The following is a 14,428-nucleotide window of genomic DNA, read 5'->3' on the forward strand; positions in this document are numbered from 1 at the left end:
GCGGGGGCAGGCATGCAGGACGGGGCGGGGGCCCCGGGTGCCGGGCGCGCGCATCGTGGTTGCGATGCACAAATGCGGGAGGGGGAATGGCGTTGATCCATGCCAAGACGGCGGCTGGCCGTCGCGAGATCGAAGACCGTGGCCTGCGCCTGGCGCCGCCGCTGCGCTCGGTGCTGCTGCTGGTGGACGGGCAGCGCGACAGCCGCGAACTGCAGCAGATGGCGCAGGGGCTGCGGGCGCCGGAGGATGTCCTGGAGCAGTTGCTGGCGCTGGAGCTGATCGAGGTGGTCGGTGGCAACGCGGAGCGTGCGCCACCGGCGCCGGTCACCACGCAGCTGGGCGACGACCCGCTGCGCTACCAGCAACTGCGCGACTGGATGGCCGAGTCGGTACGCCGGCACCTGGGGCTGAAGGGGTACCTGATCCAGCTCAAGATCGAGCGCAGCCGCAATGCGGTGGGGCTGGAACAGTTGTGGCCGGAAGTGGCCGCGGCGCTGGGCAAGGCCAAGAGCCCGGCATTCGCCAGCCGCTGGCTGGAGGAAACCCGGGCCCTGGTGCTGGCGTGATGACCGCGCCTGCCGGCGTGGCGCCCCGGTAACCCCGGGGCATCACGGCGGCCGCCCGGTGGTCGGCACTATCATGCGCGGTTGGTATCCGAGGGAGTGCCAGGCATGGATCAATACAACGGTGGCGGGGCGGGCACCGCGGGCTGGGACGCGATCAACGCGGCGTTGCGCCCGGTGTATGCGGGGCAGGAGCCACGGCACTTCGGCACGGCAGCCTCGTACACACTGGGCGGCGACGATCCGCTGGACGGCATCAGCGTGTACTGGAGCCCGCTGCCGCGCCCCCACTGGCATTACGTCACCTATGGCTTTTCCGAGCTGTACGACAAGCACAGCGACGATCCGGAGGCGAGCGGCTTCGGCTTCGAGCTGACCTTCCGTCTGGCCGCCGAAGCCGGCGAGGACGGCAGCGGCGCGCCACCGACGTGGCCGCTGAACCTGCTGCAGAACGTCGCCCGCTACGTGTTCGGCAGCGGCAACGTGTTCGAGGCCGGGCACCATCTCGATGCCAACGGCCCGATCGCGCTGGACAGCGGCACCCGGCTGCGCCACCTGGCGTTCGTCGCCGATCCGCAGTTGCCGGCGATCGACACGCCCAACGGACGCCTGGATTTCCTGCAGATGGTGGGCCTGACCGACGACGAGATGGCGGCGGTCAGGCGCTGGTCGACGTCCGGCGTGCTGGAGGCGCTGGCACCGGCGATGCCGTCGTGGATCACCGTGCTCGCGCGCGATTCGCTGCTGGCCGATGCGGCGCTGGCCGAACGGGTGGAGGCGGGCAGCCGCCGCGAAGGTTCCAGTACCGGCATGTTGTTCGTGGAGACGCTGGACTGGTCCGACGAGGACATCGGTACCACCCTGGTGCTGGGGGCGGGGCAGGTGGAGAGCGTGCTGGAACTGCTGCCGCTGCGCCTGCACCACGACCGGCCGCTGGTGGTGCTGGGCAGGGAACGGCAATGGCGGTTCGAGCCGGGCGTGGCGGACGACCTGCAGCTGGACGAGGACAGCGCGCGCTGCGTGCTGTGCGACGCGAGCATCGCGGCGATGCTGGCGGGCATCCGCGCCGAGCGTGGCGTGTACCGGTTGCCCGGCGGCAAGCTGCAGGTCGAAGTGGTGCCCACCCAGCTGCGCGACGGCCGCGGCAACGTGATCGGCGAGATCGGCTGAGCGCACCTGCCGGCGTGGCGGGATTCAGCCTCCGTCCTGGCGCGGTGGCGGGCGGCGGCCGGCCGCCGCCAGCGAGAACACGAACACCGCGCCGGACGCGCTGTCGGCCAGTTCGATCCGGCGCTGGTGCAGCTGCAGGATGCGCTGCACGATCAACAGCCCGAGCCCGCCGCTGTCCGGGCGCCGGCTGGCGAGCGCGGACGGTGCGCTGAACAGATGCGCGCGCTGTTCCGGGGCGATGCCCGGCCCGCTATCGGCGATGCGTACCTGCACATCGTCGCCGACCGCGCGCAGCGTGACCGTGATGCGGCCGCCCTCGGGTGTATGGCGGATGGCGTTGTCGAGCAGGTTGGTCAGCACCCGCTCGACCAGGCCCAGGTCGGCGTGGACCGCCGGCAGGCCCGACGGGATGTCCGCGGCCAGCGCCTGCCGGCGCGCCTGCGTGGCCAGTTCGAATTTCTGGAACACGTCCTGTACCAGGTCCGGCAACGAGAACGCCTGCGGCTCCAGCACCACGCCGCCGTGTTCCAGCCGCGCCAGTTCGAACAGCGCCTGCGCCAGGCGGCCGACCTTGGTGCTCTGCGCCAGGGCGATGGACAGGTAGCGCTGGCGTTCGGCGGGGTCGAGCGTGGCGTCCTTCAGCGCCAGGGTTTCCAGGTAACCGTGCAGCGACGACAGCGGCGTGCGCAGGTCGTGGGAAATGTTGGCCACCAGTTCGCGGCGCTGCAGGTCCTGCTGGCGCAACTGCTGCCATTGCTCGCCGATGCGCTGCGCCATGTGCGCGAAGCTGTGCTGCAGGATGGCCAGCTCGTCGCGTTCGCCGGGCCGCGGCGGCACCGCCGGCGCCGCCAGCGCGGGAGTGCCGGCGTCGACGTCGAATGCCTGGATGTCGCGGGCCAGCCGGCGCAGCGGCCGGGTGATCCAGCGGAAGGCGATGACCCCGGCGAGCAGGCCGACGAGCGCCACGATGGCCAGCGCCCACAGCGTGGTGCGCACGCTGGCGCTGGCCGCCACGTCCGCCGCCAATGCCTCGCGCTGTTCGCCGACCAGGACCACGTAGATGTAGCCCACCTGCCGCCCCTGCACGCGCAGCGGCGCGGCGTTGAACACCTTGCGCCCGGCGCTGCTGCGCGGGTCGTCGCCGAGGATGGGCAGTGGCGCGCCGCCCAGCAGCGCATGTACCGGCGCCAGGTCGACGCGGTCGCGCCTGAGGTGCCCGTCCGGCGCATCGTGGCCGAGGATCCGGCCCTGGTCGTCGAGCAGGTAGACCTCGACACTGGGGTTGACCGCCATCAACTTGCCGAACAGCGCGCGCACCTCGCCGTCGCGCATGCCGCGCGCGTCCATCAGCTCGCCGCTGCGCGCGATGTGTTCGGCCAGCCCGCGCGACAGACGCTGCACGGTTTCCTGTTCGTGCAGGCGCGTGCTGCGCATCTGGATCCACGCCAGCGCGCCGCAGCACACCAGCAGCAGCGCGCAGAACACCAGCGACAGCCGTTGCCATAGCGCCAGCCGGTTCATGGTGCGTTGCCGCCTCCTGCCAGCTTGTAGCCGCGACCCCACACGGTGAGGATGCGCCGTGGCGTGGCCGGGTCGCGTTCGATCTTGTTGCGCAGCCGGTTGATGTGGGTGTTGACGGTGTGCTCGTAGCCCTCGTGGCGGTGGCCCCACACCTGGTTGAGCAGTTCCATGCGCGAGTACACCTGGTCCGGGTGGCGGGCGAAGAAATGCAGCAGGTCGAACTCGCGCGGGGTCAGCTCCAGGGCATCGCCATCGACTTGGGCCGTGCGCGCGACCGGGTCGATGCGGATGCCGGCCACGTCGATCGCGCCGGCGTCGATGCGCGCGTTCTGCGCCATCGCCTCGACCCGGCGCAGCAGCGCCTTGATCCGCGCGACCAGTTCCAGCATCGAGAACGGCTTGGCCAGGTAGTCGTCCGCACCCAGCTCCAGGCCGAGGATGCGATGCACCTCGCTGGCGCGCGCACTGGTGATGATGATGGGCGTGTAGCGCGTCATCGCACGCGCGCGCCTGCAGATCTCCAGCCCGTCGACGCCGGGCAGCATCAGGTCGAGCACCAGCGCGCTCCAGTCGTCGCTTTCCAGCAGGCGCAGGCCGTCGTCGCCGGTGGCCGCATGGGTCACGTCGTAGCCTTCGTCGCGCAGGTGCATGCGCAGCAGGTTGGCGATGTGGACGTCGTCCTCGACGATCAGGACGCGTTTGGCGCGGTTCATCGGTACGTCCGGCCGGCAGGGAGGTGGCCACCATTGTCGGTGCAAGCCGGCGCCGATGTGTCACGGAAAATTTAACTGCGCGTGAGGATTCGTTGACCCGGGCGGGCGCAGCATGGCCCCATCGTTCCTGCCCGGAGACCGGCCATGTCCCTATCCCGTCGCACCCTGCTGGGCCTGGGCGGCGCATTGGCGGCGGCCGGCCTGTTCGGGGTGGGGGCCTGCGGTCGCGCCGCACCGGCGCCCGCGGCCAGGCGCGGCACCTTCGAGGTCGAGCACGACGACGACCAGTGGCGCCGGCTGCTGACCCCGGCGCAGTACGCCGTGCTGCGCGGGCACGGGACCGAACGCGCCTACAGCAGCCCGCTCAACGGCGAGCACCGGCGCGGCACTTTCCATTGCGCGGGCTGCGCGCTGGCGTTGTTTTCGTCGGCCGCCAAGTTCGACAGCGGCACCGGCTGGCCGAGCTTCTGGGCACCGCTGCACGGCGCCGTCGGCGAGGTGCGCGACAGCACCCTGGGCATGCTGCGGGTGGAAGTGCATTGCCACCGCTGCGGTGGCCACCTCGGCCACGTGTTCGACGACGGCCCGCGCCCGACCGGTCTGCGTTACTGCATCAACGGCGTGGCCCTGGATTTCATCGCGGCGTGAGCGCCGCCCCTCACCGATCGCACAAAGGACTCCCGCATGTTCCTGCTCCTGCTGGCCTATCTCGGCGGCGCGCTGACCATTGCCAGCCCGTGCATCCTGCCGGTGCTGCCGTTCGTGTTCGCGCGTTCGGACCGGCCGTTCCTGCGCAGCGGCCTGCCGCTGCTGGCCGGCATGGCGCTGATGTTCGCGGTGGTCGCCAGCCTGGCGGCGGTCGGCAGCCACTGGGTGGCGCAGGCCAACCAGGCCGGACGCTGGATCGCGCTGGGGGTGATGGCGGTATTCGCCCTGGCGCTGTTGTGGCCGGCACTGGCCAACCGCCTGCTGTCGCCGCTGCAGCGCCTGGGAGGACGGCTGGATGCGGCGGCCGGCGCAGGGCAGGGCATGGGCAGTTCGCTGCTGATCGGTGTCGCGACGGGGTTGCTGTGGGCGCCCTGCGCCGGGCCGATCCTGGGGTTGATCCTCACTGGTGCGGCGCTGCAGGGTGCCAATGCCGGTAGCAGCGGCCTGCTGCTGGCCTACGCGCTGGGTGCGGCGACGTCGCTGGCGCTGGCGCTGTGGGTCGGTGGCCGGGTACTGGCCGCGCTGAAACGGCATCTGGGCGCGGGCGAGTGGATCCGGCGCGGCCTGGGCATCGCCGCGCTGCTGGCGGTGCTGGCCATCGCCATGGGCTGGGATACCGGCGTGCTGACGCGGCTGTCGACGGTGAGCACCGCGCGGCTCGAGCAGGGGCTGCTGGACGCGCTGCCCGCGCACTCCGCGGCGGCGCGCGGCTCGATGATGATGGCCGCCAACCCGGCCGCGATGGCGGGGCTGCCGGTCGAAGGCGAACTGCCGTCGCTGGCCGGCGCCAGCGGCTGGCTCAACAGTCCGCCACTGGATGCGCAGGCGCTGCGCGGCAAGGTGGTGCTGGTCGATTTCTGGACCTACTCGTGCATCAACTGCCTGCGCGCGCTGCCGCATGTGCGGCAATGGTACGAGCGCTATCGCGAGCATGGGCTGGTGGTGGTCGGCGTGCACGCGCCGGAGTTCGCGTTCGAGCGCGACGTGCGCAACGTGCAGCGGGCGGTGGAGGACCTGGGTGTCGGCTGGCCGGTCGCGCTCGACAACGATTTCGCCATATGGCGCGGCTTCGACAACCGCTACTGGCCCGCGCATTACTTCATCGACGCGCAGGGGCGCATCCGCGCCCATCACTTCGGCGAGGGCAATTACGAGGAATCCGAGCGGATCATCCGCCGGCTGCTGCGCGAGGCGGGCAACACGTTGCCGGGCGACGCATCGGCGGCGACCGCCATCGCGCGCGGCGCCGTCGAGCGTGCGCCGGACATGGGCAATCTGCGCTCGCCCGAAACCTACATCGGCCATTCGCGGGCGGAGAACTTCGCGTCGCCGGGCGGGCAGCGCGCGGGCAGCGCCTTCGACTATGCGGTTCCGCCCGTGCTGCGGCTCAACCAGTGGGCGCTGGGAGGGCGCTGGGTGGTGGGCGAGGAGGACGCGCGGCTGCAGCAGGCCGGCGGCCGCATCGCCTTCCGTTTCCATGCGCGCGACCTGCACCTGGTGCTGGCGCCGCAGGCCAGCGGCCAGCCGGTGCGTTTCCGGGTGCGTGTCGACGGGCATGCGCCGGGCGCGATGGCCGGCGCCGACGTGAGCGCCGGCGGCGATGGCCAGGTGGATGAAAACCGGCTCTACCAGTTGATCCGCCAGGACGGCGAAGTCGGCGAGCGCAGTTTCGAGATCGAGTTCCTCGACCCGGGCGTGCGCGCCTATGCCTTCACCTTTGGTTGAGCCGCGGAGGCCAGCGATGACGATGAGCATGGAAAAATGGGTGGCCGGCGGCATTGCCGCGCTGGTCGCCGGGCTGCTGGTGCTGGCCGCGTCCGGCCTCGGCCGCCCGGTACATGCGGCGCCGGCATCGGTGGATGTGCCCGTGCCGACGGGCGCGGCCGACCTGCGCCAGCCCGGCGTACACCGCGCGCAGGTGGTGTTCGCCGGCGGCTGCTTCTGGGGCGTGCAGGGCGTGTTCCAGCACGTGAGGGGCGTGGACAGCGCCGTGTCCGGCTATATCGGCGGCAGCGCTGCCGATGCCCGCTATCCGCGCGTCAGCGGCGGCGGCACCGGCCATGCCGAAGCCGTGCAGGTGACCTACGACCCGTCACGGGTCAGCCTTGCGCAGCTGCTGCAGGTGTTCTTCTCGGTGGTGCACGACCCCACCCAGCGCGACCGCCAGGGCCCGGACCGCGGCAGCCAGTACCGGTCGGCGGTCCATGCAGACGACGCGGCGCAGCGCGCGGCCACGCTGGCCTATATCGACCAGCTGCAGCGCAGCGGCGTGTTCGCCGCGCCGGTGGTGACGCGGGTCGAGGGCGGCAGGCGGTTCTACCCGGCGGAGGACTACCACCAGAACTACCTCGCGCTGCATCCGGACGCGGCGTACATCCGGTTCTACGACCTGCCCAAGGTCGAGGCGCTGCAGCAGCGATACCCGGCGCTCTACCGCGACGCGCCACGGCTGGTGATGCCGGTATCGGTGCGTTGAAGCCGGGGCCGCGCAGCGGCTCCAGAACGCGAAGGGCCGCCGGCTATGCCACCGGCGGCCCTTCGGTTTCCAGGCGTTGGAGCGCGGACTCAGCCCAGGCCTTCGGCCTTGAGCGCGGCCTGTACCGCCGGGTCGGCCTGCATGCGCTGCTCGAAGCGGTCCAGCGCGTCCATGCCGGCCAGATCGATCTTGAGGCCACGTGCCCAGCGCAGGGTCACGTAGGTGTAGGCATCGGCGATGGACGGGCGCGGCGTTCCCCCCAGCCAGTCGACCTGCGCCAGGCGGTCGTTGAGGCGCTGGTACAGGCCCTTGAGCTTGTCGCGCGAATTCTGCTGGGTGCGGGCGATGACCGCCTCGTCCTCCAGGTATCGGGTCGAACCGAAGATCGGGTAGTACTGCGGGTGCAGGTCGGCGTTGACGAAAGACAGCCAGCGGTTGACCTCGGCACGGGTGCGCGGGTCGCTGCCGCCGTCCAGGCCGGCGTCCGGCGCCTTGTCGCAGATGTAGTGGAGGATGGCCGCGTTCTGGGTCAGGACCCAGCCGTCGTCCTCGAGCACCGGCACCGCACCGGCCGGGTTCATGGCCATGTACGCCGGCGACTTCATGGTGGCATGGTCGACGATCTGGACCTCGAACGGCAGGCCGGACCAGATCAGCGCGATATGGTCGGCCAGCGAACAGGCGCCGGGCTTGGTGTAGAGCTTCATCGGATACCTCGGGGGTGGAAGGACCCCCGCATTATCGTCGCCGGCGCGTTCGCTGGCGTGACCGGCATGCGATGCCGCCGCCTCAGGACGTGCGCGGCTTGAGCGACTGCACCTTGTAGAAGGTGTGCCCGCCGATGGTGGCGACCTGGTAGGCGTTGCGCCAGCTCGGGCTGGCGATCGCGTGCGCGGCGAAGTGGCTGGCGCCGGGCACGATCTCCTTGCGCTGGCCGGCCGGCAGGGCCCAGTTGCGTTCGGCGGCGAAGGCCACGTCCACGGCCTCGGCCCAGGCATCGTTGTTGCGCAACTGGGTGTCCGGTGCCACCAGGGTGGGCGCGAACTGCTTGCGTGCGGTCACCACCTGGCACATCGAGTCGCCCCACAGGCCGCTGTCGAGGCGGCGCAGCGCGACTTCGGCCACGGCCTGCTGGCCGCGCAGGGTCTGGTCGCGGGCTTCCAGATAGACGGTGGTACTCAGGCACAGCGAATCGGCGGCCGGCTGCGGCAACAACTGCGACAGCCAGAGAATCCAGGCCAGTTTCATAGGTCTCCTTGCTCCGTATGGGCGGCAACCTGCCTGTTCCCCACACAGCAGGGGACAGGACGGCAGCAGCTTGGCGTCATGGGGAGGCGGCCATGGCATCGGGGCCGCCCCGTGGGCAGACCCCGATCAATCGATCGCCTGGGGGCTGCGCCGTGCTCACCAGAACTGGGGGGTGAGCGGAAAGTTGGCGCAAGGTAGGGGGGTAATCCCAAACTCATCCTGAATGCGGATTCTTGACATTCAGCTTCGTTGCGGGTCCCGGAACCGGCGCGGATGTGGCGGCGGCGTGTCGTCCAGGGTCGGTCGGGATGTGTCGCAGGTCACGAAAAATGGGGGCAGCGGGCCCGGTACTGGTGGCTGCCGGCGCTCGTCCGTGCCCGGGATACACCGGCATCCTGCTTGCCCGCCGTGCCGCCAACCGCGGGCAGGCGCACGACCGCGGCATGCGCCTGCGGCGCACGCCTAGAGCGTGGCGGCCAGGCGGCTGCCCTGGTCGATGGCGCGCTTGGCATCCAGTTCGGCGGCTACGTCGGCGCCGCCGATGACATGGGCGTTCACGCCCGTCGCCGCCAGCGCATCGGCCAGGGCGCGCATCGGCTCCTGTCCGGCGCAGACCACCACGGTGCCGACTTCCAGCAACTGCTCGGTGCCATCGATGCGGATGCGTAGTCCGCGGTCGTCCACACCCACGTACTCCACGCCGCCCAGCATCCGCACCCCCTTGGCCTTGAGCGTGGCGCGGTGGATCCAGCCGGTGGTCTTGCCCAGGCGGGCGCCGGGCTTGCCGGGGCTGCGCTGCAGCAGCCAGACCTCGCGCGCCGGTGCCTCGGGCTGCGGCGCGGACAGCGCGCCACGGCTTTCGAAACTCGGGTCCACGCCCCATTCGGCCATCCAGCGCGCCGGGTCCAGCGACGGCGACGGCCCGTCCTGCACCAGGAACTCGCCGACGTCGAAGCCGATGCCGCCGGCGCCGATGATGGCGACCTTGTCCGCGGCCCGGACCCGGCCCTGCAACACGTCCAGGTAGCTGACCACCATCGGGTGGTCGGCCCCGGGGAAGTCCACCTTGCGTGGCGAGATGCCGGTGGCGACCACCACGTCGTCGAAGCCGGCCAGCATCGGCGCATCGGCGCGCACGCCCAGGCGCAGTTCCACGCCGGTATCGGCCAGGCGGTGGCGGAAGTAGCGCAGGGTCTCGTGGAACTCCTCCTTGCCGGGAATGCGCTTGGCGACGTTGAACTGGCCGCCGATCTCGCTGGCCGCGTCGAACAGGGTGACGTGGTGGCCGCGTTCGGCCGCGACCGTCGCGCAGGCCAGCCCGGCCGGGCCTGCACCGACCACCGCCACCCGCCTGGGCGCGGTCGTGGGGCGGTAGACCAGTTCGGTCTCGTGCGCGGCACGCGGGTTGACCAGGCAGCTGGCGCGCTTGTTGACGAAAATGTGGTCCAGGCAGGCCTGGTTGCAGGCGATGCAGGTATTGATGGTCTCGGGCCTGCCGGCGCGGGCCTTGGCCGGCCACTGCGGGTCGGCCAGCAGCGGCCGCGCCAGCGAGACCATGTCGGCCTGGCCGTCGGCCAGCACCCGCTCGGCGACGTCGGGCATGTTGATCCGGTTGACCGCGATCACCGGCACGCCCACGTGCGGGCGCAGCTTGGCGGTGACCGCGGTGAAGGCCGCACGCGGCACCGAGGTGGCGATGGTCGGCACGCGTGCCTCGTGCCAGCCGATGCCGGAGTTGATCAGGGTCGCGCCGGCCGCTTCGATGGCCCGCGCCTGCTGCAGGATTTCTTCCCAGTTGCTGCCGTCCTCCACCAGGTCCAGCAGCGACAGCCGGTAGATGATGATGAAGTCCGGGCCGCAGGCCTCGCGGATGCGGCGCACGATCTCCACGGCGAAGCGCATGCGCCTGGCCGGGTCGCCGCCCCAGGCATCGGTACGCGTGTTGGTGCGCGGGGCGATGAACTCGTTGATCAGATAGCCTTCCGAACCCATCACCTCGACGCCGTCGTAGCCGGCATCGCGCGCCAGCCGCGCGGCACGGGCGTAGCTGCCGATCTGGCGTTCCACGCCCCGCGCCGACAGCGCGCGCGGGGTGAACGGGTTGATCGGCGCCTTGAGCCGGGAGGGCGCCACCTGCAGGGGGTGGTAGGCGTAGCGGCCGGCATGCAGCAGCTGCAGGCAGATGTGGGCGCCGTGGCTGTGCACGGCTGCGGTGACCTGCCGGTGCCGGCCTGCTTCCCACGGCCAGGACAGCTTGCTGCCGAACGGCGCCAGCCAGCCGACGATGTTCGGCGAGAAGCCGCCGGTGACCAGCAGCGCGGCACCGCCGGCGGCGCGCTCGCCGAAATAGGCTGCCAGCTTCGGGAAGTCGCGGACGTGGTCCTCGAGGCCGGTATGCATCGAGCCCATCAGGATGCGATTGCGGAGCCGGGCGAAGCCCAGGTCCAGCGGTGCGAACAGATGGGGGTAGGCGGTGTCGGTGGCGGGCGTCATGATGGATACGCTTGCGTACGGATCATGTCAGCCTGCCCCGAAACCCGGTCGGCGGCAAGGGGCGCGCCGTGGCCGTGACGACCGCGCGCCAGTGGCAAGGTCCAGCGCAGTGGTTCATGCCCGGTGCGGGCGCCGTGGGGATGGGCCTCGCGCAGACCGCCCGGTGGCGCGCTCGTCGCGGCCAGGGGGCTGCCCAGCGGCGGGCGCCGCCGTCAGCTGTGCCGGGGCGCGCCGCGGCGGGCGCCCCGTAAAGGGCGCGCGGACAGAACGTCCGCCTGCCACGCCGGGCGTATCGGTCGCGTGCTGTCTCAGTCCCAGCCTTCGAGCACCAGCTTGCCCAGGGTGCCGCCCGATTCCAGCAGCCGGTGCGCCTGGCGCAGGTTGGCCGCGTTGATCGGGCCCAGCCGCGCGCTCACCGTGGTCCGCAGCTCGCCGGCATCGATCAGGCTGGCGGCGCGGGTGAGGATGCGGTGCTGTTCGATCATGTCGGCGGTGCGGAAGCGCGCCCGCGCGAACATGAATTCCCAGTGGATGCCGATGCACTTGGCCTTGTACGGGTCGCCGATGCGCAGCTCGCCGGCAGGCTCCACGATCAGGCCGACATGGCCTTGCGGCGCCAACAACTCACCCAGCACCTGCCAGTAGCGATCGGTGTCGGCCAGGTTCAGCGCGGCGTCCACCGGGCCGATGCCGAGCGCCTGCAGCTGCGGTGCCAGCGGCTGGTGATGGTCGATGACGTGCGCGGCACCCAGTTGCCGGCACCAGGCGCGGCTTTCCTCGCGCGAGGCGGTCGCCACCACGGTGAATCCGGCATGGCGGCCGAGCTGGATCGCCATCGAGCCGACGCCGCCGGCACCGCCGATGACCAGCAGGGTCCGGCCGCTGTTGCGCCGGCCATCGAGCTGGTAGGGCATGCGCTGGAACAACAGTTCCCAGGCCGTGAGCGTGGTCAGCGGCAGGGCCGCGGCTTCGGCGAAATCCAGCGTGCTGGGCTTGCGCGCGACCAGTCGTTCGTCCACCAGGTGCATCTGCGCGTTGCAGCCCGGCCGGGTGACGTCGCCTGCGTAATACACCTCGTCCCCCACCTCGAACGCGGTCACCCCGGGGCCGACGGCCAGGACCGTGCCCGCGGCATCGAAACCGAGGATGCGGGGCGGCGTCTGCTCGCCCGTGCCCGAACGCCGCAGCTTGGTATCGACCGGGTTGACCGACACCGCCTGCACGCCTACCAGCAGGTCCTGGCCCTGTGGGGCCGCGGGCGGGGGCAGCTCCAGGTCTTCCAGCGCGCGGGGATCCTCGATCGGCAGGTAGCGGCTCAGGCCCACAGCTTTCATGGCAGAAGTTCCGTTCGGTGAGGGGTGGACGGCCATGATACCCAGCCACCGTTCAGGCAAGGCCCGGGCGATCGGGCGACTTGGCCGCTCCGGCCGGTACCCGTGCCCGGCTCCCGGCGCGGTACCCGGCATGGCCCGGAACGCCAGTCAGGGCGGGGATCTTGTGCGTCTTGATCAAGCTGTATAGGGTGGCGTTCCAGCGGTCGCCCACGTCCAGGGGACCTGCCATTTGTTACGCAGCTGTTAACGTGGTCTTCACGGCCCAGCGCATAATGTGCTCTCCGTTGGCGTGCGGAAACGGCCATCTTTCGGACGCGACGAACGAAATCGCTGTGCTGGACATGCCATTACCGGTTTCATACCCCCGAAACAAGGAGTTGTATTCATGAACAAGAAGATCCTTACCGCCGCACTGCTGGGCGGTCTGGCATTTGCCCAGGCTGCGTCGGCCCAGGAATTCGACGACCGCTGGTATCTGACCGGTTCGGCCGGCTTCAACTTCCAGGACAACGACCGCGGTACCAACGATGCTCCGTTCGTCACCCTGGGCCTGGGCAAGTTCATCAGCCCGAACTGGTCGCTGGACGGTGAGCTGAACTACCAGAACCCGAACTTCGACAAGAACCAGGACCTGAACTGGTCGCAGTACGGCGCCTCGCTGGACCTGCGTCGCCACTTCATCCAGGACGGCCGCGGCTGGAACCCGTACCTGCTGTTCGGCCTGGGCTACCAGAAGGCCGAGGAAGAGTACGTCACCAACTCGCCGAACTCGCCGGCCAAGCGCAAGGACGGCAACCTGGCCGCCAAGCTCGGCGCCGGTCTGCAGACCACCTTCGACAAGCGCGTCGCCGTGCGTGCCGAAATCGCCTACCGTGCCGATTTCGACGACCAGAGCGTGAACCCGCGCCTGGCCGGCAAGGACAATGACTGGTTCGGCGACGTGCTGGCTTCGGTCGGCGTCGTGATCCCGCTGGGCCCGGCCCCGGTTGCCGCCGTCGCTCCGCCGCCGCCGGCTCCGGTCGCGCCGAGCTGCGCCGACCTGGACGACGACGGTGACGGCGTCAACAACTGCGACGACAAGTGCCCGAACTCGCAGGCCGGCCAGATCGTTGGTCCGGACGGCTGCCCGGTGCCGGTGTCGATCGACCTGAAGGGCGTGAACTTCGACTTCGACAAGTCGACCCTGCGTCCGGATGCCGTCGCGATCCTGAGCGAGGCCAGCGAGATCCTGAAGCGTTACCCGGAACTGCGCGTTGAAGTCGCCGGTCACACCGACTCGAAGGGTACCGACGCCTACAACCAGAAGCTGTCCGAGCGTCGCGCCAAGGCCGTGTACGACTACCTGACCGGCCACGGTGTTGCCGCCTCGCGTCTGGTGGGCCCGATCGGCTACGGCGAGAGCCGCCCGATTGCTCCGAACACCAACCCGGATGGTTCGGACAACCCGGAAGGTCGCGCCAAGAACCGTCGCACCGAGCTGAACGTCCAGAACTGATCGGACGTATCGGTTGATTCGAAACAGGGCCCGGCGAAAGCCGGGCCTTGTTTTTTGCGCAGCATCGAATCGCCAGGCATACGCCTGCACCTGCCGCGTCGTTCACCGGCAAAACCCGGCAACACGCATTCCGTGAACCCGGTCGTGGTGGTTGAAAGCCCTGCGGGGCATGCCTACACTCGCGGCGTTCCCTGTACGAATGGAAATACCGATGCTGCGTATCGCACTGGCCGGCGCCATGGCCCTGGTCCTCGTTCCCGCCGCCCACGCAGCCGTCGATTGCTCGGCCAGCAGCATCGTGCCGCCGCCGTTGCCGGCCACGGTGATCGAGCCGGTCGCCATGGAGCTGTATTCCCGTCCGGGCCAGCTGGGCATGCCGTCGGGCGTGCTGGCGCCCAACGCCAGCGGCGAGCAGTCGCTGGAGCGCGTGCTGATGCGCCTGCGCGTGGAAAGCTGCAACAACGTCGCCAGCGCCATGCCGGCGCGCCCGGCGATCAATCCCAATGACCCGGCGGCCTACAAGCCGCAGACGCAGTACGACAACACGCCGTGGCGGTTCGACATGAGCCAGAACGGCAAGCGCATGACCGCCGACGAATTCGATGCCTGGATGAAGGCCCGTGGCGTGCGCGTGGTGAAGGCGGCGGCAACGCCGGCTGCCGAGGGCGCGGCCGAAGCCAAGGCGGCGGCCGAGGTCAAGTAACGCA

The 14,428-nt window shown here is 70.4% G+C and carries 13 protein-coding genes; 7 read left to right on the forward strand and 6 right to left on the reverse strand.

Annotated features, from left to right (window positions below; genetic code table 11):
- Positions 1-86 precede the first annotated feature (86 nt).
- Both F0P95_RS07695 and F0P95_RS07700 read left to right on the forward strand, forming a co-directional pair.
- On the forward strand, positions 87-566 hold the full coding sequence (locus tag F0P95_RS07695; RefSeq protein ID WP_182336337.1) for a hypothetical protein: 480 nt from the start codon (positions 87-89) through the stop codon (positions 564-566).
- A 105-nt stretch (positions 567-671) separates the two neighbouring features.
- Complete coding sequence (locus tag F0P95_RS07700) at positions 672-1,733, forward strand: suppressor of fused domain protein (RefSeq protein ID WP_182336338.1); 1,062 nt, start codon at positions 672-674, stop codon at positions 1,731-1,733.
- A 24-nt stretch (positions 1,734-1,757) separates the two neighbouring features.
- Here F0P95_RS07700 and F0P95_RS07705 read toward each other — a convergent pair whose 3' ends face one another.
- Positions 1,758-3,254 (reverse strand): sensor histidine kinase, encoded by a 1,497-nt coding sequence (locus tag F0P95_RS07705; protein ID WP_182336339.1) that lies wholly within the window; start codon positions 3,252-3,254, stop codon positions 1,758-1,760.
- Positions 3,251-3,967, reverse strand: a complete 717-nt coding sequence (locus tag F0P95_RS07710; RefSeq protein WP_054663396.1) for a response regulator transcription factor — start codon at positions 3,965-3,967, stop codon at positions 3,251-3,253. Before F0P95_RS07710 ends, F0P95_RS07705 begins: the two co-directional genes overlap by 4 nt.
- A 144-nt stretch (positions 3,968-4,111) precedes the next feature.
- Here F0P95_RS07710 and msrB point away from each other — a divergent pair, with 144 nt between their 5' ends.
- From msrB to msrA, 3 genes are read left to right on the forward strand one after another with little or no spacing between them, the layout of a single operon-like run.
- Complete coding sequence (gene msrB, locus F0P95_RS07715; RefSeq protein WP_182336340.1) at positions 4,112-4,615, forward strand: peptide-methionine (R)-S-oxide reductase MsrB; 504 nt, start codon at positions 4,112-4,114, stop codon at positions 4,613-4,615.
- Positions 4,616-4,651: 36 nt separating this feature from the next.
- On the forward strand, positions 4,652-6,400 hold the full coding sequence (locus F0P95_RS07720) for a cytochrome c biogenesis protein DipZ (protein ID WP_182336341.1): 1,749 nt from the start codon (positions 4,652-4,654) through the stop codon (positions 6,398-6,400).
- Between the two features lie 16 nt (positions 6,401-6,416).
- A complete protein-coding gene (gene msrA, locus F0P95_RS07725) occupies positions 6,417-7,151 on the forward strand; it encodes a peptide-methionine (S)-S-oxide reductase MsrA (protein ID WP_182336342.1) in 735 nt (244 codons plus the stop codon).
- 89 nt (positions 7,152-7,240) lie between these two features.
- On the opposite strand, the gene F0P95_RS07730 is transcribed toward msrA, so the two are convergent.
- The 4 genes from F0P95_RS07730 to F0P95_RS07745 all read right to left on the reverse strand — a co-directional run bounded on the left by F0P95_RS07730 (position 7,241) and on the right by F0P95_RS07745 (position 12,226).
- Positions 7,241-7,858: a glutathione S-transferase family protein gene (locus tag F0P95_RS07730; protein WP_182336344.1), complete on the reverse strand. Its 618-nt coding sequence runs from the start codon at positions 7,856-7,858 to the stop codon at positions 7,241-7,243.
- A gap of 82 nt (positions 7,859-7,940) precedes the next feature.
- A complete protein-coding gene (locus F0P95_RS07735; protein ID WP_054663411.1) occupies positions 7,941-8,399 on the reverse strand; it encodes a cell wall hydrolase in 459 nt (152 codons plus the stop codon).
- Positions 8,400-8,861: 462 nt separating this feature from the next.
- Entirely contained in the window at positions 8,862-10,892 is a 2,031-nt protein-coding gene (locus tag F0P95_RS07740) for an NADPH-dependent 2,4-dienoyl-CoA reductase (RefSeq protein ID WP_182336346.1), read from the reverse strand.
- 308 nt (positions 10,893-11,200) lie between these two features.
- Positions 11,201-12,226: a zinc-binding alcohol dehydrogenase family protein gene (locus F0P95_RS07745; protein WP_182336348.1), complete on the reverse strand. Its 1,026-nt coding sequence runs from the start codon at positions 12,224-12,226 to the stop codon at positions 11,201-11,203.
- Between the two features lie 385 nt (positions 12,227-12,611).
- Here F0P95_RS07745 and F0P95_RS07750 point away from each other — a divergent pair, with 385 nt between their 5' ends.
- Positions 12,612-13,721: an OmpA family protein gene (locus F0P95_RS07750; RefSeq protein WP_182336350.1), complete on the forward strand. Its 1,110-nt coding sequence runs from the start codon at positions 12,612-12,614 to the stop codon at positions 13,719-13,721.
- Between the two features lie 211 nt (positions 13,722-13,932).
- The gene (locus F0P95_RS07755) at positions 13,933-14,424 is read left to right on the forward strand and encodes a hypothetical protein (protein ID WP_056932018.1); all 492 of its coding nucleotides are present in this window, start codon (positions 13,933-13,935) and stop codon (positions 14,422-14,424) included.
- Positions 14,425-14,428 lie beyond the last annotated feature (4 nt).

The organism is Stenotrophomonas acidaminiphila (genome assembly GCF_014109845.1).
GTDB classification, from domain to species: Bacteria; Pseudomonadota; Gammaproteobacteria; order Xanthomonadales; family Xanthomonadaceae; genus Stenotrophomonas; species Stenotrophomonas acidaminiphila.

Coding starts and splice junctions, on each gene's coding strand:
- msrA (WP_182336342.1), top strand. CDS start 6,417: ATGACGATGAGCATGGAAAAATGGGTGGCCGGCGGCATTGCCGCGCTG.
- F0P95_RS07755 (WP_056932018.1), top strand. CDS start 13,933: ATGCTGCGTATCGCACTGGCCGGCGCCATGGCCCTGGTCCTCGTTCCC.
- msrB (WP_182336340.1), top strand. CDS start 4,112: ATGTCCCTATCCCGTCGCACCCTGCTGGGCCTGGGCGGCGCATTGGCG.
- F0P95_RS07705 (WP_182336339.1), bottom strand. CDS start 3,254: ATGAACCGGCTGGCGCTATGGCAACGGCTGTCGCTGGTGTTCTGCGCG.
- F0P95_RS07750 (WP_182336350.1), top strand. CDS start 12,612: ATGAACAAGAAGATCCTTACCGCCGCACTGCTGGGCGGTCTGGCATTT.
- F0P95_RS07720 (WP_182336341.1), top strand. CDS start 4,652: ATGTTCCTGCTCCTGCTGGCCTATCTCGGCGGCGCGCTGACCATTGCC.
- F0P95_RS07695 (WP_182336337.1), top strand. CDS start 87: ATGGCGTTGATCCATGCCAAGACGGCGGCTGGCCGTCGCGAGATCGAA.
- F0P95_RS07700 (WP_182336338.1), top strand. CDS start 672: ATGGATCAATACAACGGTGGCGGGGCGGGCACCGCGGGCTGGGACGCG.
- F0P95_RS07740 (WP_182336346.1), bottom strand. CDS start 10,892: ATGACGCCCGCCACCGACACCGCCTACCCCCATCTGTTCGCACCGCTG.
- F0P95_RS07735 (WP_054663411.1), bottom strand. CDS start 8,399: ATGAAACTGGCCTGGATTCTCTGGCTGTCGCAGTTGTTGCCGCAGCCG.
- F0P95_RS07710 (WP_054663396.1), bottom strand. CDS start 3,967: ATGAACCGCGCCAAACGCGTCCTGATCGTCGAGGACGACGTCCACATC.
- F0P95_RS07745 (WP_182336348.1), bottom strand. CDS start 12,226: ATGAAAGCTGTGGGCCTGAGCCGCTACCTGCCGATCGAGGATCCCCGC.
- F0P95_RS07730 (WP_182336344.1), bottom strand. CDS start 7,858: ATGAAGCTCTACACCAAGCCCGGCGCCTGTTCGCTGGCCGACCATATC.